An 18,391-nucleotide genomic window follows, 5' to 3' on the forward strand; every position below is an offset into this window, starting at 1 on the left:
ACGGGGCGGACGGATGCTGGAATCTGGGCCTGGAGCACCCGTTGTCTGGCTTGCTCGCTCGCGGATCACTGGCGATCAATGCCACTGCTGGCTGCCAGCTGAACCGGTTCACTGACCCTGGAGGTCGGCGACGCGATGGCCGTCTCCGCTTCGGACCGGGCTCGTCAGGACGAGCCGAGCCCCTCGGCGAGAACAGGCTGCCCCATGGGCTTGCCGCAATGCGGTAAGTGGTCAGTGGCCTCTCGTCGGGGGCTCCCCGTGCTCGAGATACTCGGTCAGGCCGTTCGTCTGGGCCTGGATGCCTGCGGTGATTCGCCGCGCGAGGCGAGGAATGGTGAGGTCCGGCACCTGGTCGGCGTCGTGGAAGTCGTAGCCGCGGAGCTCGTCCGCTTGCAGGGCGATCTGTCGGCGGTCGTCGGCGGTCAGACAGCCGCCGTCGAAGAGGTAGAGGACCTTGTCTCCCTCGCCGGGGTTCGGTGCCCAGTCGACGACCAAGAGGCGGCCGATGTGCGGCGTGATGCCGAGTTCCTCCTGGACCTCGCGCACACACGCCTGTCGGGGCGACTCCCCCTCCTCGACGTAGCCACCGGGGATGTCGCGGTAGTCCTTGTAGGACGGCTCGACGAGGAGGACTCGATCTTCCTCGTCGAAGAAGAGAGCGCCGGCTGCCATGCGGGGGCGGGCCATCTTCGCTTCGTGCTCGTTCTCGCTCACGGCTCGGACTCTAGCCGCCCGCGACAATGCCCAGTCTGCGGGCCAGGTCTGCGACGGGATGGGCAGGCCGGCCCCTGGTACCGCGTATCCAGCCGATGACCAGCTCCCGGCTCAGGTAGTGGTGGCGCACCTGCTCGGGGGCGGCCTGTTCCGCTTCCAGTAGGACAGCCAGGGCTTCGTCGGTGCGGTTCCATGAGCTCAGCGCCCTGGCGACTTCGAGACTGTGCCGTACGCGTCGCTCCACGGGCAGGGCAGTCGTGTCGATTCGTGAGCCCAGGTCCGCAGCAATCTGGATGTCGCCGAGTTCGCCGGCGGTGGCCACGCAGTGGATGGCCACGTTGGTCGGGCCGAAGGCCGTCCACATGTGGTTGGCGTCGGCGCCGAGTCGTTGGGCGGTCTCGTTCGCCTCGCGGAGGAAGGTCTGCGTGGTCGCCCGGTCTTCTGCCCGTGCGGCAGCCATCGCGCCGGTGAGGAACAGCGTGCCGTACACCGAGAGGTACTCGTCGTTGGCGTTGCCCAGCTCCGGCTGCATGACGGCTGCCGCGTCGTTCACCAGCTGGACCGCGGCTGTGAAGCGGCCGGTGGCCAGGAGGCAGTGCGTGACCGCGCGGAAGAGCGATCCCGTAACTTCACTGCGGCCGCTGAGCTGCGCTGCTGCCAGACCGCGATCCGCGGCGATCCATGCCAGCTCGGACTCTCCGACCTTGCCCAGCACCATGGCGGCGCCGTGGTAGGCGAGAGCGAGCAGGGCGTGGGCCTCCTCCGCCTCGTGCCCCGAGTAGGCGCGGGACGCGGCGAGGGCATCGGCCAGGACAAGGGGGAGACGTCGGGTGGCGAAGCCGTACCGAGATGCCTGGTAGGCATCGAGCACGTCGCCCACGTTGCCTCGAAGGTCCCGCAGGGCGGGCGGTTCCTCGCCGCTGGCGGCTCCGAGTAAAGGGGCAAGCTGCTTGTAGTCCATGAGCGTTTCCCGCAGCGCTGGAACCGTGTGGTGACCGCTGTCGGCCGACCACTCCATGAGGGCCGGCTCGGCAAGCAGGTCTCCAAGGGAGACATCGAGGGCGTCGGCGAGTGAGGTGATCACCGAGAGGCGATCGAGCTCGATCCGGTTGTTCTCCGCTTTGCTCAGCCAGTCCGTGGTGCGGCCGACAAGGCCGGCCAACACCTCTTGGGACAGGCCACGCCGACGCCGATACCAGGCGACGCGCTCGCCGATGGTCAGGTTCTCTGTCATACCTCGCATGTCCTGATCATCACCTCGTGGCCGAAGTGAACCCCGGAAGGTTTTTCCGGGGTGCCGCCGGAAGCCCTGGCTACTGTCGCAGCAGACCGAGAACACCGCTGGGAGATGCGAACAACTCGTCCTGCATCAACTGGCTTTGGCTAATGACGCCCGTCCGTTCCACCCGTCTTCTTCAGGCAGAGAGATCGGAGATGCCACAGCCGTGAAGCCCGCACCGCAAGCCCCCGCAGGAGCGGTCCAGGTCGTATCGCAGCGCCCCGTGACCGTCGAAGCCGCGGCTGGCTGGAGTTCGCTGCCGGACTGGCTCACGGTCCGCGCGCTGGTGATCGACACGGGCACCGGCCGTCGAGGTGAGGTGCAGCCGTGGCCTTACTACTCCGAGAAGCCGCCCACGAGCGCCTGGCTGCGGCCGGAGGGCGGCGGAAAGGAGTGGACGGCGCCGATCGACGGCCTCCGGCCGGCGCGCGGCCAGCCAGCCGCGTGAAGCCTCAGCAGCTGTGGCAGCGGTTCGAGTGGGCCGCTGGAAGCTGCTTCCGCTGCGAACGGCTCGACGTCGAGGTGACCGTCATCGGATCCATCGCCGTGGGCGATGTCGAGGTCGAGATCCACGCGTGCAGGAAGTGCGTTTTCCGCCTGGAGCAGCTGCACTGGGCCCTCGTCGAACGACAGTCTCGGCCGCTTGGCCGATAAGCCTTACATCTGTCAACTAACTGGCAGAGAAGGGGGTTTCGACGCCGGTAACCTCAGGCGGGCGAGGCGCCGAGCGCCCGTCATATGGCTTGCCTGAAAGCTGAAAGGGAACCGATGGCCCAGGATCAGGAAAACACCGTGGAGCGCACGCTCGTCCTTCTCAAGCCCGACGCGATGGTTCGTGGATACGCCGGAAAGATCATCGCCCGGTTCGAGGACGCAGCACTGAAGATCGTCGGCATCAAGATGAAGCAGATGGAAGCCGAATTCACCCGGCGCCACTACTTCGACCTGGAGGAGCGGCTCGGCGCCGACGTCTACAACCTCACCTCCACGTTCATGCAGCAGGGCCCGGTCATCGCGCTCGTGCTGGAGGGCTTCGACGCCGTCGCTACCGTACGCAAGATCGTCGGCAGCACGTACCCGAACGAGGCCCCCGCCGGCACGGTTCGCGGCGACTTCTCGCACTACAGCCGGGGCGCCAGCGCGGCCTCCGGCAAGGCCGTCGCGAACCTGGTGCACGCCTCCGGCAACAAGGCCGAGGCCGACCAGGAGGTCGAGCTGTGGTTCGGCAAGGACGAGCTGCACGACTACCGCACCCTCGCGGAGATCTTCACGTACTGAGCCCTCCCGAGGTCACCTATCGGCTGTCGACGCGTTGAACACCACCAGGCACCAACGTAGGAGAGAAGACGTCATGACCAACCCGACCCGCGTCGCTTCCCTGGCCGAGCTGGAGAACATCTTCCAGCAGGAGCTGCCCACCGACCGATGGGCCGCGGCCGAGACCGCCTTCGCGCTCGCCGTCCGCAGCCGTGACACCGGCGACTGGGAGAAGTCCCGCGAGTGGGTGGCGCAGTGCCTCCAGCTGCTGGAGGGCTTCCCGGACGAGACCGAAGAGCACGTCGCCACCAAGCGCGTGTCCGTCGGCGGCGTGCCGCTCCCGAACTACCTGCACGAGGGCGTCGTGCGTGACCGCTTCGGCGAGCTCGCCTGACGCTCATCCCCGCCGGGCGGTGCGGCACGTACCTGCGTACCGCACCGCCCGGACGCTTGATCAATCGCACACCGCACTGAACTGAGCCAGCCCCGCTTCGCCTGGCTCGGGCGGATCGCCCATGCCCAATTCCGTAAGGGAGCCACTGTGGCCATCGAGATCGAGATGCGCGCCCGCTTCGACAAGGACGCGCACGAGCAGCTCGTCGAACGTCTGACGCGGGAGGCCGAGGACCTCGGCTGCGACGACAAGACCATCCACTTCTACGTGCTGCCCGATCAGCTGCTGAAGGTCACGGACAACATCGCGGCCGGCTCCGCGAAGGTCACCCTCAAGGCCAGCAAGATCGGGCAGGGCGCCGCTTTCCCGGAGACCGAGTTCGCCATCGGCCGCGAGGACGTTCCGGCCGCCGTGCGGATCTTCAACGCCCTCGGCTTCGAGGACACCATGCACCAGGCGTTCAACCAGCGCCACAACTTCCGCTTCCGCGGTGTCGAGATCGCCGTGAAGTGGAGCGAAGCCTGGGGGCACCACGCGGAGTTCGAGGTGCTGCTCGACGACGAGGCCAGCGCCACCGCGCGGGACGAGGCCGTCGCCCGCATCGGCGCCGTGGCCGACGAGCTGGGCGTGCACCTCATGACCGAGGAGGAGCTCGCCGAGTTCACGGCCGCATTCGAGGCCACCGAGCAGGCCCGCAAGGAGAAGGCGGCCCAAGCCGCGTCCGTCAGCTAGGCATCCGCTGTCGCAGACCACCGAGGGGGTGGGCCCGATGAGCACGACCTCGCCGGCCGACAGTCTGGTCGAGCTGGCTGCACGCAAGCAGCTACCGCACCACCAGTACACCGATCCCGCCACCGTCCGCTGGATCGCCGCGAACCGGCCGGTCCTCTCGGACGGCCCGCCTCCCCGGCTGCGAGCGACCTCGCAGAGGCTCCTTTCCCGCTCGGCCATCCCTTCCGGGTGGCTCGCCGAGGAGAAGTGCCTCAACTCCCTCCACGGGATCCGGCACGCGATGCGCACTGCCGCTGTGGCCGCGCTGCTCGCGGAGGCGGCCGGGCTCAGCGACGACGACACCGCCACGCTGGTCCTGGCCGCCGCTGTGCACGACTGCCGGCGCCTCCACGATAAGGACGACCGAGGCCACGGGGCGCGTGCCGCCATCTGGCTCACGGACAACGCCGACACCGTCTGGTCCCATTTCGGGCTCGTGGCGACGCCCAGCCGGATCATGGCCGCCGCGACGGCCGTGCGTCTGCACGACCTGCCGTACGACGCCTTCTCCGAGGACGATCATGCAGACCACGCCCGCGCCGAGGCCGTCTGCGACCTCCTCAAGGCCGCGGACGCCCTGGACCGCTACCGGCTGCCGAAGCTGCGCTGGTGGCCGGACCCCGCTCAAGTCCGGTCCGAAGCCTTCAGTGGCTTACGTACGACCGCCTTCGAGCTCGTTGTCCGGTCCGAGACCGCGTGGCTGGCCGGGGCGACCAGCGCGGATGCGGTACTCGCAGGACTTGAGCAGCTGGAGCTGACCGGCTGATGGACTTCCTCGACGCCTACGAGCAGTGGGCCGACGCCCACGCCTTCTTCGACTCGACCCTCATCCCCAGCCCCTCCGACGGCCGGGACCCGCTCTCCGAACAGGCCGCCGCGTGGGAGAACAGGCTCGTCGCCGAGACTCCCAACGGCTGGCTGCTCCGGGACAACGCCCTGTTCCGGGCTCTGGGCGGGGACGGCAAGCTCCACCTGCTGCACGTCACGCACGCCCTGGAGCAGATCAGCGAGCACGGCTCGCTCTACCCCTCTGGTGGCTGCCTGGTCGGCAGCGTGTACTGCGCGCCCCTCACTCCGACCGAGCGCGGGTACCGGATGCACAACCTCGCCGAGTATGTGCTCACCAGGGAGGCGCCGGCCTTCGTGGCGAAGGCCGGCGCACCCCAGCGCGTACCCACTCCGCTGATCTTCGAGATCAACCTGCCGCCCCAGGCGTACCGCGGGCTGGCCGGCGTGGACTACCTCCGCCTCGGCTCGATCCACCTCCAGATCTACATCCGCCTGGAGTACTTGCTCTCCAAGACCGAGCGGCACCAGCTGCGCGAGTCAACCGTCAGCAGGATCAAGAACTCCACGGCCTTCCTCGCCCTGGCGGCTGCCGTCGCCTACCAGGGCGCCACCGTCCAGCCCGCCACGTTCCTGCGGCTCCTGGACGAGACGATCCCCCGCCTGCCCATCCTCGGATACGTGTACTTCGAGGCCCTGGCGGAGTACCTGATGCTGCACTCCACCACGCCGCAGACCAGGCAACGGGCCGAGCTCGGCGAGTTCAACAACTGGCTCTACAAGGACATGCTCTTCGCGTCCTTCCCCCACATGGCAGGCAAGTTCGATCTCGCGAAGTTCCGGCCTTCCCCCGATGAGCTGGACACGCTCCTCGCCCGGATCGACCCCGGTCTCGACGCCGCCCACGCCCGCGCCTACCTCACCGGGCGGATCAGCCACCTCGTCGCGGCCCGGTTGTTCACTCCCGGGCAGATCCCGGACGCCTGGCACCACACCCGCTGGGAGTTCGACAGCCTCTCCACCCAGCTCGGACCGCTCCTCGGCCACCTGATCCACCGCGAGCTGCGGACCTTCGGCCGCTACCCGGACTTCTACTTCTACTTCGACCAGCACAAGGCGCTCCAGGCGTGGAACTACTGGAACCACATGGACATCATCGCGCCCTTCAACGGCACGATCCCCAAGGGCGAGATCGGCATCAATCCCGCGTACCCCGATCTCGACTACCGCGTCTGGCGCGCCGAGCAGGACGACAACGGCCGGCTCCATCCCACCGAGGAACTGACGCTGACCATCGCGCCGCGCCTGGTCGACATCAAGTACACGCTCATGCGCAACAACCAGTGGACCTCACCCACCCCTGCCGCCACCTGACGCGAGAGGACGCAAGGCTGATGAATGCCCACCGTACGGACGGCTCCTCCATCGATCTCCTCGGCGAACAGATCACCGCTCTCCTCGCCGACCCGGCCACCAGCCACGGTCTGGCACGTACCCTCCGTGCCACCGCCAAGGAGATCGAGCTCAGCCGCTACCACCGCACCAGCCAGAACGCTTTCCCCTCAGGCCAGCTCGACTCCACGCCGAAGAAGGTCCAGGTCGGCGGCGGAGCTCACCGCATCGACGGCTTCTTCAACATCGACGCAGTGCCGCCCGCCGACCTGCTCTGGGACGTCCGGGAGGGGATCCCGTTCCAGGACGACTCGGTGGAGGTGCTGTTCTCCGAGCACTTCCTGGAGCACATCGACTACCCGATGTCCGCGAAGCAGTACGCCCGCGAGGCCCACCGCGTCCTGGCGGCCGGCGGCCGTCTCATCACGGGAGTGCCGGACGCGGCCTTCGTCCTCGGCTCGTACCCCGCCAGCGCCGAGCAGGCCGGGGAGATGATCTCCCGTTGGTACGCCAAACGGGACTGCCGCAAGGACATCAACACCTACCTGGACCTGATCAACTACGTCTTCCGAGACCAGGACGACGACCCCACGTACAACCCGCACTACTGGGCGTACGACTTCGAGAAGCTCAGCCAGCTGTTCACCGAGGCCGGCTTCGTCACCGTCGAACCGTGGGACTTCGACCCCAACATGGCCAACCCCAAGCGGCAGTGGGCGAGCGTGTACGTCGTCGCAACCAAGTAGCCGACTGGCGCACGCCTCATTGGGCTTCCGTTGCGGGAGGCCCAGCGGGGTCGGAGCACGCGCCTATTGCGTTGCGGGTATCGCGCCCGCTTCCTACCCTCTTGCCCAACGCGTTGATGGAGACGAGTAGCCAAGGATCACGCGAGCAGAGAGAGCCGCCGGTAGCTGGGAAGGCGGACTCGCGCCCAAGGTGAAGACCCTCCTGAGCGCGGGGAGGAACGGCCACCTGGCCCAATGCCCCGCCGGTTCGCCCCCGTCATCGGGCTGAATGAGGCTGCTGCCCTCGGGTGGCGGCGAAAGTGCGGTGGTACCGCGAGTTCCCTTCTCGCCCGCACTCCCAAGGGATCATGACGACGCCCCTGGAGGGCTGCGGTGATCCACACGACGAGCCGCGTTCTGACCTCTGACCTACGCGGCCACATCGACCAGACCGTCTCCGTGTCCGGCTGGGTGAACGCACTCCGGCTGCAGCGCAAGATGCAGTTCGTGATCCTGCGCGACCACTCCGGCATGGCCCAGGTGACCCACAAGCGCGACGGCGGCCCGCTGGAGGCCGTGCTCGAGTCCCTCACACCGGAGTCCGCCGTACGGATCACCGGCCGCGTCGTGGACGCGGCCCAGGTCAAGCTCGGCGGTCTGGAGCTCGTCCCCGAGTCGGTCGAGGTGCTGAACCTGGCGGAGACGCCGCTGCCGATCGACGAGCACACCGGGCCCGAGCACCGGCTCGACTGGCGGTTCCTCGACGTCCGCAAGCGCGAGACCGCGCAGCTCGTGTTCACCGTGCAGACGACCCTGGAGCAGGGGCTGCGCGAGTACGCCATGGAACACGGCTGCACCGAGATGCACACCCCGAAGCTGATGGGGACCGCCTCGGAGTCCGGGGCGGAAGTGTTCAAGCTCGGGTACTTCGACCGGTCGGCCTACCTGGCGCAGTCGCCGCAGTTCTACAAGCAGATGGCGGTGGCCGCCGGCATCGACCGGGTCTTCGAGATCGGTCCAGTCTTCCGTGCCGAGCCGTCGTTCACGTCCCGGCACGCGACCGAGTTCACCGGTGTGGACGTGGAGCTGTCGTGGATCGACGACGTCGAGGACGTGATGGCCTTCGAGGAGCAGATGCTCGCCCACGCCATCGCCAAGGTGGCCGAGGTCCACGGTGAGCGGATCCGCGAAGTCTTCGGGGTCGAGGTCGCGGTTCCGGAGACGCCGTTCCCGCGGATCACTATGGCCGAGGCCCAGGCAGTCCTGCGGGCCGGCGGCTGGGACCCCGAAGGGGTGAAGGAGGACCTGGACCCGGACGGCGAGCGCCGGATCGCAGCGCACATGAAGGAGCAGACCGGGCACGAGTTCGCGTTCATCACGCACTACCCGGCAAGCATCCGGCCCTTCTACCACATGCGCCCGGCGGACCGACCGGACCTGACGCTCAGCTTCGACCTGCTCTGGAAAGGGCTGGAGGTCACCACCGGGGCCCAGCGCGAGCACCGCTCCGACGTCCTGCTGAAGCAGGCCGAGGACAAAGGCATGAGCACCGAGCCGATGCAGGACTACCTGAACATCTTCCGCTTCGGGTGCCCGCCGCACGGCGGTCTCGGCGCCGGCCTGGGCCGGATCCTGATGGTGATGCTCGGACTGGACTCCATCCGCGAGGCGGCCTTCCTCTTCCGCGGACCGAACCGCCTCACCCCCTGATCGCGGCCGGACGTGCCACTGCCCCCGCCGCCGGTCTGGCGGTGGGGGCAGCTTGTCGACGTTCACGCCAAGCTACGGGAGGTTGCGCTCCCGCCATACGGCGTCCATTTCCGTGAGCGCGGTCATCGCGTGGGCGATGGTCTCGCGGGTGACAGCGCGGCGCGGTGCCTCGTACTGGGGGTCATACCTCGCAAAGGTCCTGGAGCCGCGCGTCTGCGCCAGAGACGTTACGACATCGCACAGGAGATAGGTCGCGACCCTGCGCTGCCGTGCGTCTTCCTTGATGCGCCCCTGGTGCTTGTTCCATGCCTGAAACGCCGTGAGTTCACCCGCGATGACGCGGTCGGCGAGGTCAGGGGCATCGGTGCGCAGGCGGGCGAGGTGCTGCTGGCTGACTTGTGCACGGACCTTGTTGGTGAGTGCGATCTCGTGGGCCTTGTCCAGACTGACAGTACGCATGATGACCGGCTCAACGAGCTTGGGCTCATGTCGCATGACCATGTCGGCCAGCTCCAGTCGGCCAATGGAGACACCGGTCTTCTCACTGAGGGAGCGCATCCCCTCCTCGGGGGAGGGGTGCTCGTTCGTCTCGGTGGCGGCTTGGGCCTTGGTGGCGATCATCGCCGCCTGTCCCGTGGTCAGGTTGCGCTGGCGGATGTTGACGGACAGGGCGTATCCGTCGGGATCACCGCCCTCATAGGTGGTGAAGCGGGGTTCGACTCCGAGGGCCTTGCAGACGGCGAGTCGGTGGCGGCCGTCGAGGAGGGTTCCATCGGGGCCGAGGACGATCGGGTGGCGCAGGCCTTGGGTCCTGATCGACTCGGTCAGCTCGTGGAGCTCCTCGTTGGTGAGCGGCGGGAACATGGCAGCGGTGGGGTGGACCTTCAGGGTGGTGCTCCTTGTGGTGTGGGTGTGCCGACAGCACCGTGCGGGTGCTGTGCGTCTGGGTGGAGTTGGGCGCGGGCCCGTGTATGTAAATGGTCTGGGGAATCCCCGGTTTGGCTAACCGGGGATCGTCGGCTATACATATCGGCCCTCTCCCGGCGATCGCGTCCGGATCCGCCTGTGGGCCTCGGGCCCGGAGGGCGGCCACAGTAGCGGCCGACCCACCTGAGCACAGCTGCGGTGTGCTGCGGGGGAAAACGTGACCTGCTGGGGGTGCAGGGCGGGTGCCAATGGCGAGATTCCAGGGGTCAGCGTCGCGGGCGGTTGGGTCGGCCTCCGGGTGCTGCTGGCGGCAGTGTGGCGGTGGCCTGCTGGCCGGTCACCGACGCCATGGTGCGGAGGCGCGCGGCTTCAGCCCGGGGGTTGGGGCTTGGGTTGCGGCTGGTGTGCTGGAGGCGGGTGATCAGAACACGGGCGGGTTGGCGGGCTGTGGCCAGTTCGCGCTGGGCTGCGGCCTCCTTGAGTAGCTGGTGGGGTTGGTGGCCTCGGGCCTCCGCGTCGGCCAGGAGGGCGGCGAGGGCGGGCCAGCTGGGGTCGGTGAGGATGCGCTCTGCGTGGCTGGGGACGGCGGCGCGTACGTCGTGGGCGAGTATGCGACGGGTCTCCTGCTTCGGTTGATGCTGTTCGAGTACGACGAGCGTGGAGGTGAGGGCCTGGTCAGCGGCTGCCTGTAGGTGGTGGAGGGCTCGGCGGGCGGCGTCGGCTTGGTGGGCGTGGCCCTTGGCCTCGTGCCAGCGGTTGGCGATGATCCCGGCCCACAGGAGGGCTGCGATCAGGGCGGCGAGGGCGCTGCCGTCGGGGCCGGTGGCAGTGTGGACGATGTCGCGGGCCGCGTGGCGGATGGCGTGGGCGGCGCGGTCTTCCGCACGGATCTGGGAGCGCTGGGCGCGTGCGAATGCCTTCGAAGCGGCTTGGAGTTCGGCGCGGAGGTGGGTGGGGGCCTTCTGGGCGGTGGCTTCGAGGAGTTCGCCGAGGGCGGTGATGTGCGCCTGGGCGTGGGTGTCGTCGGCGAGGTCGGTGCGGAAGGTGTCGAGGGATTCGGTGGCCTGGTGCCAGGCGGTGGTCGGGCGGTTGCGGCGGGCGGTGGGGTGCTCCTCGGGTTGGCCGGCTTCGAGGCGGGCCTGGAGTTTGGGGAGGGTGAGGTCGGGGGCGATCTTCCCTCCGGGGTGGAAGATCTGTTCGCCGTCCTTGTTGAGGTCGCCGGGGCGGCCTGCGGCGTAGCCGAGGAGGTCTCCGGAGGGGCCGCGCCTGGTCTTGATCGCGATGCCGTCGGCTTCGAGGTAGGCGAGGAGTTCCTCGGCGGTGCGGGCGTGGGGGATGGCGGCGCGGATGCGGTCCTGGAGCCATTCGCGGCTGGTCTGTTCCCAGCCGAGGCGCTGGGCCTTGTGCATCTCGGCCTGGGTGGGAGCGCGGGTGCCGGTGCGGTCGCCCTTCTTCAGGCGGCGCAGGCCGTAGTCCTTCTCGATCTGGCGGCAGGCGTCGCCGACGTGGATGCCGCTGTCGTGGAGCTTGGGGCGGCGGCCGTCCTCGCGGACGGTGGTGGCGAGGATGTGGATGTGGTCGTCGACGTGGCGTACTGCGATCCAGCGGCAGGACAGGTCGTCGCCTTCGGGGGCGATGCCGGCCGCGGCGACGATGCGCTGGGCGATCTCGCCCCACTCCGCGTCGGAGAGCTGGCGGTCCTCGGGAGCGGCGCGGACGGGGCAGTGCCAGACGTGGTCGGTGATCTTCTTGCCGAACTCGCTGTTGCGGAGGCGTACGGGTTCGTCGAGGTAGCGGGCGAGCTGGGTGAGGGTGGCGTTCTCGTCGCGGCCGGGGTCGGGCATGGCGAGCATGGCGAAGCCGGCCACGATGTGCGGGTCGGTGTGCTCGTCGTGGCGGCCGGGGCCGTAGAGGTAGGCGAGCAGACCACGGGTGTTGGCGCCGGAGGGCTTGATGGCAGCGATCACGGCTGTCGGACCTCCCTCGGGTCGGCGGGCTCGCGCAGGGCCTCGGCGATCACCGTGAGCAGGTCGTGGAGTTCGTCGAGACGCTGGCGTATGTCGGGCGGGGTGAGGTCGCTGTTCAGGGCGCGGGCGATCTGGTTGATGTTGACGCCGATGCGGTTGCACTGGCGGAGGACCTGAGCGCGGAAGACGTGGGTGCGACGTCGGTCTTCGGACAGGGGGAGGTTGGCGGTGAACCGGCCGTCGATGAAGGCCAGGACGATGTCGGCGGCGAGGCCGGATTCGCCCTTGTAGTTGTGCTCGGCGGCGGCCTCGATCAGGCGGGCGCGCTCGGTGCGGGTGAAGCGCAGCGGGCCGACGCGGTCGGTGCGCTTGTTGCCGGTGAAGCGGCGGATCGTGGGCTGGACGCACTGCACCGACGGCTCGCCGGCGGCGGGCTGGAGGCTGGGCTCGGTGCGGAGGATCTCGCGCTGGACGGCGTGGAGCTTGTCCTGGTCGGGGCCGCCCTCGGACCCGACCCCGCGGTCCTGCGCCCCCTGGCGCTGGGCCGTCTCCGCCACCCCTGGGGCGGAGATCCCCGAAGGCCGGCCTTGAGTCGGACTCGGGGTACTACTGGCTCCGCCAGGGGCCGTCATCCCAAACGCACGCTGCCAACGGTCTGTCAGCCTAGGCGATTTCGAGACCGGCGAGGGCGTGGAGTCGGGGGCGTTCGGGTCGAGCGTCACAGGGTGCTTCTCCGATGCGGGGGTGGCTGCTGGCGATACGGGGACAGGCGGGGTCGGCAGGCGGCGCCAGCAGCGTTGGCAGAGGTTGCGGCGCGCGGTCAGCGAGGAGATGACCGGAAGTCCGACGGTCCCCGGAATACGCAGATGGCTGCCCCGGTGCAGGGGACCGTGGGGTACGGGTCGCCGGCTGGGGGCGGGGGCCGGTGGTCGGGGACGCAGGTTCTACGGTGATCGCCGGGGACCGTGGCCAGCAGGCAGCCACGGTCCCCGTCCGGCCTTACCGGCGTTGACCTGCGGTGAATATCGGTCAGTATCCGGGGGCGGTTCCGCTGAGGGCTTGCTGCCTGCGGAGGCCCACGAGATCCTTCTTCACCTTCCCCAGGCGCTCGTTGCTGATCGAGTGACCCTCGGCTTCGATGGCCGCCCGCATCTGCTTCAACGTCGGCTTCCCTTCCAGTTTCTCCACGATCGCGAGGAACTCGTCCAGGTCACCGGTTGTGGGTCGGCCGACCTTCCGGGAGGGGACGGCGGGCGGGTCGGCTTTGTGCGGACCGGCATCCAGGTCCGACTCCTCGGCAGCCTCGGCGGCGTTGTCACCGGAATCCTCCGGCTCCTCGCCCGCGGGTGCGGGCTGGCGTCCGACGGCTTGCCCATCGTCGGGCGGGAGCTGGGCGGCGATCGCCGCAGGGTGGTGGCGGTCGTCCGAGGGACGTGGGGTTGCGGGTTCGGCGACGTGCTGGTGGATCTGCCGCATCAGGGCACCGAAGGCCATGAGGGCGGCGGCTGGGGGGATGGCGGCGATCACGTAGTCCAGGAGCGGGACCTCGGTGGTGCCGCGTGTGCCGTAGACGCCGGCCACGTTCAGGGCGATGGAACCGAGGGAGCCGGTGGCGGTCAGGGCGATCGCCCACCAGTCGGTCACCCGGCGCAGGCTGGCGCGGAGCATCAGGAGCTCGCCGGAGACGATGAACGCGTCGAGGGTGGCGGGCCATGCCCACTGGCGTTCTGGGGCGTTGCCCAGGCCGTGGCGTCCGGCGACCTCGGCCAGGTGGGCGTACGAGAGCCAGAAGCCTGCGGCGGTCAGAGCGACGATCACGAATCCGGCGGCGGCCAGCACGTACCTCTCGGCTCGGGTGGTTTTGTGCGTGGGGGTGGGTGTGGTCAAGCGGGTGCGCTCCAAGGGCTGAGGTGTGGCCACCGGACTGGGTGGCTGTGGAGGGTGGGGACTCGTCCCACTCGTCCTGTCGCTGGTCAGGGCAGGTACGGGTGCTCGGCTGATGTCGAGTCGACTCGTTGCACCCGGCCGATAGCGCGTGCCGGGCAGTCGGTGAGACGAGTGGGGTACGAGTTGGTACGGGTGTCGACTCGCGCGTCCTGGGAGCCGCCTTACGGGCTGTGCATGCCTCCGCCGGGAGGTTTCACCAGGTCAGCAAGTTGGTGATGTCGAGTCGACTCGTTGCGCCTCCCCCACCCGTCCCCGCGCTGACCTGCACGGGGACGAGTGGGACGAGACGTGGAGGGTCAGGCGCTGGTGGCGGACGGCGCCTCTGCGGCGGGATTCTCCGGCGGGCAGTACCGGGTCCAGGCGTCGGTGAACTGCGCGGGGGTGAAGCCCTTGGCCTGGTTGCCGTCGGGGAAGCGGCGGTTGCCCGAGCCGATGCCGTAGTCATCGAGCAGGATCTGCAGGCCGCGCGGGGTGAGCCCCTTGGGGCTGTGCTCGGACCACGGCGCCTCTGGGTCGGCGTTGAGGAGGTCCAGCAAGTGGGTGGTCCGCAGCGCGGGCGGATTGCCGACGCTGGCGAAGGCTTTCCGGATGTCGGTCAGGATGCGGATCTTCAGCCCGCCGTCCTGGTCCCGTCCGGACTCGTAGTCCGTCATGGCCTTGCACGCCGTACGGGCGATCATCGGCCAGCGTCCGCCCGCGAGATCGGCGACGCTGATCAACGGCTCCCACGTGTCGGCTGCGCGGTCGTCGACAGGGAGCTTGGGCTCCAGCGCGGTGGCCTCGTCGCGGACGCTGGCCAGCCAGGCCGCCAACCGCTCGCGCAGTGCCCTGACCGCCAGGTCGTCGCGGCCGTAGCGCCAGGAGGCGACCTTCTCGCTGCGGGCGCGGCGGCGCATGCGGATGACCACGGACCGGTCCATGATCGTGTCGGGCAGGTCGCCGATGCCGGCCAGGGCGGCCATGGCGAAGGTGGAGAACTTCTGCACGTCGTGGTTCGGGCCCGAGACGCGCAGGGTGGGGCGGTTGCGCTGATGTCCCGCGTTGAGCAGGCCGCGCATCTCCTCGTTCTTCTCCGCGACTTTCGCCGACCCGAAGATCGTGTCGACTTCGTCCACCAGCAGGGTCGGCGGGTTGCCCTCGCTGATCGAGCGGAAGATCGCCGCCGCGGACGCGTTGACCGTGATCAGCGGTTCGTGGACCGCCTCGATCAGGACCTCCAGCAGCCGCGACTTCCCGCACCGCCTCGCCGGTCCGACTACCGCGAGGCGCGGGGCGTGCTGCCACACCGTCTGGAGGTGTGTGGCCGCCGCCCACAGCGTGGCGGCGGTCAGGGCCTCCTCGCTGGGCATCACTACGTACCGGCGGATCGTGGCGCGCAGCTCGTCCAGGATCGCCTCCCCCTCTGACGCGGGGGTCGACGGTGCGGGCGGGGGAACTTCCGCCTCAGCGGGGCCTTCGACGGCCGTGTCGAGGCCCCGAGTCGGCGCGTCTTGCAAGTGGGCGCCGGGCTGGCCGGGGACCGCGACCGCGGGCCAAGTCGCCTTGGCAGGTGCGGCAGGGGGCGTGGATGTCGTAGGTTCCAAGGGGCAGCTCCTTCTCGTGTGGCCGCGTGCGTGCTGGCCACTCGGGTTGACCGTGTGATTGCGGGTGGGGACGTTGCCGGGGCCTCCGACGTTGGCGCGTCGGGGGCTCACTTGTTTGCCGTGAGCCCTTGGAGGAGCCGGGCGACGACGAACAGTACGTCCGACCCCTGGCACAGTCCAGCGTTTCTGTGTCAGCTCCGCGCAGAATGGTCTGCTACCTTCTCTCGCCCTCAAGCGGCCAGTCCCAGCAGGTTCACCAGGTCTGCGGTCACCACGCGGTACGCCTTGCCCAGCCGCAGGACCTTGCACGGGTACTCGCCCCGCTTGGCCAGCTCGTAGCCCTTGCTTCGCCCGAGACCCAGCGCACGGTTGCTGGTGTCCAGGTCAATGGCTGCCGGCAGGGCCAATATCTCCCCGCGACCCATCCCCTTCGACCCGGTTTCAGTCGGGTTCTCGCGCACGCAGCGCTCCTCTCGTCACAGCCGTCGGCGAACGCGGTCCTCACGTCCGGCTCCGGGCCTACGAGAAACAAGCCTGTTCGAGCTAATGTGTCTCCATGACACAACATGGATTCGATGATGAAGACGAGGACGACGTCCCAGAGTGGGTGGACCAGGTCATGGCAACCGTGGCCAAGGAGGTGCGGCGACGCAGGAAGGAATTGGGCATGAGCGCCCAAGAGCTGGCCGATGCCTGTGAGGAAATCGGCCACCGGATCCCGCGCAACGTGATCGCCAACATGGAGTCAGGCCGCCGGGCCAGCCTCCCCTTGGTCGACGTCATGGTGCTGGCCGAGGCACTCCACACGAACCCGATCTGCCTGATCTACCCCGTCGGCTACGTCGAAAGGGTTCAGAAACTCCCCCTGCGCGACAGCGAGCAGACCTGGGGCGCCATGCGGTGGTTCACCGGCGCCGAACCCGGTGAGCCGCTCGCTCTCGATCGCATGCTGCGCCTATTCCATCGGCACGAGAGCGAGCAGCAGGCCCTCAATGCCGCCGAATCCAGCGAGCAACACGAAGCCTGGAAGGCCAAATCGGCCAGCAACCCCACTCAACGCGAAGAGGCCCTCAGCGCCCAAGCCTTCTACGCAGAAAGAGCAGCGCTCGCCAAACAACGGCTGCGCAGCCTACGCGCCTCCATCCGTGAGGAGGGCGGCACACCCCCGCATCTGATGCGAACCCGGTTCATGAGCCCGTTCGACGACGGCTACGAAGAGGAAGACATTTGAAGGGTTCTACCTACCGCCGCTGCTCCTGCCGCGACCCCAAGTCCGGCAAGGAACTCGGCGCTTCCTGCCCCAAGCGCAACAGCAGGAACCACTGCACCTACTCCATACGCCAGGAGCTGCCACCCCGCGAGGACGGCAGCAGGCGGTCGTTCGCCCGTGGCGGCTACACCAACGCCAAGGCGGCACAGGCCGACCTCGACCACGTGCGTGCCCTGCTCGGGCTCGCCGAGACCGACGACCCCGAAGGCATCCAGCTGCTCGCCGAGATGCTGGCGGAGGTCAGCGGCGAGAAGCTACCCCTGCCCGACGTGGAGGAGACCCGCCGACGCCTCAAGGCCGGCCAGGACCTCGTCGGCAGCCTGACAGTCGCCGAGTGGCTGGACCGGTGGCTGGCGGGCAAGCGGATCCGGAAGTCAGGCATCAGCCGGTACGAGACCGACATCCGCGTGCACCTCAAGCCGCACATCGGGCACCGGCGCCTCGACAGGCTGCGCGTAAGCCACCTGAGCGAGATGTTCACGGCCATCGCCGACGGCAACGCCGAGGTCCTGGAGCAGAACGCCCAGCGGCGAGCGGCCGTAGAGGAGTTGGCGACCATCCCGTGGAAGGGGGCCGAGAACCGTGCTCGCCGGAGGGCGCTGAAGGCGGCGATCGACGAGATGCCGGCCTTCCGTCGGGTGACCGGCCCTGCCACGCGCCAGCACGTGAAGGCCACGCTCCGCGCGTCCCTGAATGACGCGATCGGGCAGCAGATCATCACGTTCAACCCTGCGGCCCACGTCGAGATCGACCCGGTGCGGAAGCCGAAGGCGCTCGTGTGGACCGACGAGCGGGTCGCCAAGTGGGAGCAGACCGGTGAGAAGCCGTCCCCCGTGATGGTCTGGACACCGGAACAGACCGGCGCCTTCCTCGACTTCGTCGCCGACGACCGTCTGTACGCGATGTGGCACCTGATCGCGTTCCGCGGGCTGCGGCGTGGTGAGGCGTGCGGTCAGCCCTGGTCGGAGACCAACCTCGACCAGCACTCCCTCACCGTGACTGGGCAGCTCGTCCAGGACGGGTGGGAGGTCGAGGCGTCCGAGCCGAAGACCGACAGCGGCTTCCGCATCGTCGCGCTCGATGACGACACCGTCGGCGTCCTGGAGCGGCACCGCAAGCAGCAGGAAGCCGACCGTTTGGAGTGGGGGTCGGCCTGGGTGAACACCGGGCTCGTCTTCACTCAGGAGGACGGCTCCTGGCTCCACCCAGGCAAGGTGACGGATCTGTTCGAGCGGCTCGTCGCCGCTTCCGGGCTGCCGCCGATTCGGCTCCACGATCTCCGGCACGGGGCGGCCACGCTCATGCTGGCCGCCCACATCGACATCAAAATCGTGTCGGACACGCTCGGGCACAGCGACACCCGGATCACGCGCGACATCTACCAGAGCGTGCTCCCCCACGTCGGCAAGAGCGCCGCCGAAGCCACCGCGAAGTTGGTCCCCCTCCAGCGCAAGGCCGAGCAGGAAGCGCAGGCCAGCAAGGCCGCCAAGGACGCCAAGCGCGCCGCGAAGGCGAAGGCCAAGGGGAAGAAGGGCAAGGCCAAGAAGGCCGCCAAGAAGGGCTGACGGCCCCTCCGCTCACGCACGCAAACCTGCGGCACCCCAGCCGTGTGCCCTGTCATGCCCCGAACAATAGAAATCCCCAGGTCACGGGCTGTGTGACCTGGGGT

The 18,391-nt window shown here is 68.8% G+C and carries 18 protein-coding genes; 10 read left to right on the forward strand and 8 right to left on the reverse strand.

What is annotated here, in order from left to right:
• Positions 1-231 precede the first annotated feature (231 nt).
• Positions 232-714 carry an NUDIX domain-containing protein gene (locus JAO84_RS16000; RefSeq protein WP_370413497.1) on the reverse strand — a complete coding sequence of 161 codons (483 nt, stop codon included), beginning with the start codon at positions 712-714 and terminating at the stop codon, positions 232-234.
• 10 nt (positions 715-724) lie between these two features.
• Positions 725-1,948 carry a helix-turn-helix domain-containing protein gene (locus JAO84_RS16005; RefSeq protein ID WP_370413498.1) on the reverse strand — a complete coding sequence of 408 codons (1,224 nt, stop codon included), beginning with the start codon at positions 1,946-1,948 and terminating at the stop codon, positions 725-727.
• Positions 1,949-2,216: 268 nt separating this feature from the next.
• Between JAO84_RS16005 and JAO84_RS16010 the strand changes: the two genes are divergently transcribed.
• From JAO84_RS16010 to aspS, 8 genes are all read left to right on the forward strand, one after another.
• Positions 2,217-2,441, forward strand: coding sequence for a hypothetical protein (locus JAO84_RS16010; protein ID WP_370413499.1), 225 nt, complete (start codon positions 2,217-2,219; stop codon positions 2,439-2,441).
• 320 nt (positions 2,442-2,761) lie between these two features.
• Positions 2,762-3,271, forward strand: coding sequence for a nucleoside-diphosphate kinase (locus JAO84_RS16015; RefSeq protein WP_370413500.1), 510 nt, complete (start codon positions 2,762-2,764; stop codon positions 3,269-3,271).
• 73 nt (positions 3,272-3,344) lie between these two features.
• Entirely contained in the window at positions 3,345-3,644 is a 300-nt protein-coding gene (locus JAO84_RS16020; protein ID WP_370413501.1) for a hypothetical protein, read from the forward strand.
• A gap of 147 nt (positions 3,645-3,791) precedes the next feature.
• Positions 3,792-4,376, forward strand: coding sequence for a CYTH domain-containing protein (locus JAO84_RS16025; RefSeq protein ID WP_370413502.1), 585 nt, complete (start codon positions 3,792-3,794; stop codon positions 4,374-4,376).
• A gap of 37 nt (positions 4,377-4,413) precedes the next feature.
• The gene (locus tag JAO84_RS16030) at positions 4,414-5,181 is read left to right on the forward strand and encodes a hypothetical protein (protein WP_370413503.1); all 768 of its coding nucleotides are present in this window, start codon (positions 4,414-4,416) and stop codon (positions 5,179-5,181) included.
• The gene (locus JAO84_RS16035; protein ID WP_370413504.1) at positions 5,181-6,575 is read left to right on the forward strand and encodes a hypothetical protein; all 1,395 of its coding nucleotides are present in this window, start codon (positions 5,181-5,183) and stop codon (positions 6,573-6,575) included. Before JAO84_RS16030 ends, JAO84_RS16035 begins: the two co-directional genes overlap by 1 nt.
• Before the next feature lie 20 nt (positions 6,576-6,595).
• Positions 6,596-7,339 (forward strand): methyltransferase domain-containing protein, encoded by a 744-nt coding sequence (locus JAO84_RS16040; protein ID WP_370413505.1) that lies wholly within the window; start codon positions 6,596-6,598, stop codon positions 7,337-7,339.
• A 372-nt stretch (positions 7,340-7,711) separates the two neighbouring features.
• A complete protein-coding gene (aspS, locus tag JAO84_RS16045) occupies positions 7,712-9,028 on the forward strand; it encodes an aspartate--tRNA(Asn) ligase (RefSeq protein ID WP_370413506.1) in 1,317 nt (438 codons plus the stop codon).
• Positions 9,029-9,100: 72 nt separating this feature from the next.
• Here the strand turns inward: aspS and JAO84_RS16050 are convergent, their stop codons facing one another.
• The 6 genes from JAO84_RS16050 to JAO84_RS16075 all read right to left on the reverse strand — a co-directional run bounded on the left by JAO84_RS16050 (position 9,101) and on the right by JAO84_RS16075 (position 15,913).
• Complete coding sequence (locus tag JAO84_RS16050; RefSeq protein ID WP_370413507.1) at positions 9,101-9,892, reverse strand: ParB N-terminal domain-containing protein; 792 nt, start codon at positions 9,890-9,892, stop codon at positions 9,101-9,103.
• 329 nt (positions 9,893-10,221) lie between these two features.
• A complete protein-coding gene (locus tag JAO84_RS16055) occupies positions 10,222-11,922 on the reverse strand; it encodes a mobilization protein (RefSeq protein WP_370413508.1) in 1,701 nt (566 codons plus the stop codon).
• Complete coding sequence (mobC, locus tag JAO84_RS16060) at positions 11,919-12,479, reverse strand: plasmid mobilization relaxosome protein MobC (protein WP_370413509.1); 561 nt, start codon at positions 12,477-12,479, stop codon at positions 11,919-11,921. The genes JAO84_RS16055 and mobC overlap by 4 nt, the downstream gene beginning before the upstream one ends.
• A gap of 472 nt (positions 12,480-12,951) precedes the next feature.
• Positions 12,952-13,809 (reverse strand): DUF2637 domain-containing protein, encoded by an 858-nt coding sequence (locus JAO84_RS16065; RefSeq protein ID WP_370413510.1) that lies wholly within the window; start codon positions 13,807-13,809, stop codon positions 12,952-12,954.
• 356 nt (positions 13,810-14,165) lie between these two features.
• Positions 14,166-15,452: a DUF3631 domain-containing protein gene (locus JAO84_RS16070; protein WP_370413511.1), complete on the reverse strand. Its 1,287-nt coding sequence runs from the start codon at positions 15,450-15,452 to the stop codon at positions 14,166-14,168.
• A 230-nt stretch (positions 15,453-15,682) separates the two neighbouring features.
• Complete coding sequence (locus tag JAO84_RS16075) at positions 15,683-15,913, reverse strand: hypothetical protein (RefSeq protein ID WP_370413512.1); 231 nt, start codon at positions 15,911-15,913, stop codon at positions 15,683-15,685.
• Positions 15,914-16,008: 95 nt separating this feature from the next.
• On the opposite strand from JAO84_RS16075, the gene JAO84_RS16080 reads away from it, so the two are divergent.
• Together JAO84_RS16080 and JAO84_RS16085 are read left to right on the forward strand one after the other, a co-directional pair.
• Positions 16,009-16,683: a helix-turn-helix domain-containing protein gene (locus tag JAO84_RS16080; RefSeq protein ID WP_370413513.1), complete on the forward strand. Its 675-nt coding sequence runs from the start codon at positions 16,009-16,011 to the stop codon at positions 16,681-16,683.
• The gene (locus tag JAO84_RS16085) at positions 16,680-18,287 is read left to right on the forward strand and encodes a tyrosine-type recombinase/integrase (RefSeq protein WP_370413514.1); all 1,608 of its coding nucleotides are present in this window, start codon (positions 16,680-16,682) and stop codon (positions 18,285-18,287) included. Before JAO84_RS16080 ends, JAO84_RS16085 begins: the two co-directional genes overlap by 4 nt.
• The last annotated feature ends 104 nt before the right edge of the window (positions 18,288-18,391 follow it).

The organism is Streptomyces fradiae, assembly GCF_041270065.1.
Taxonomy (GTDB): domain Bacteria; phylum Actinomycetota; class Actinomycetes; order Streptomycetales; family Streptomycetaceae; genus Streptomyces.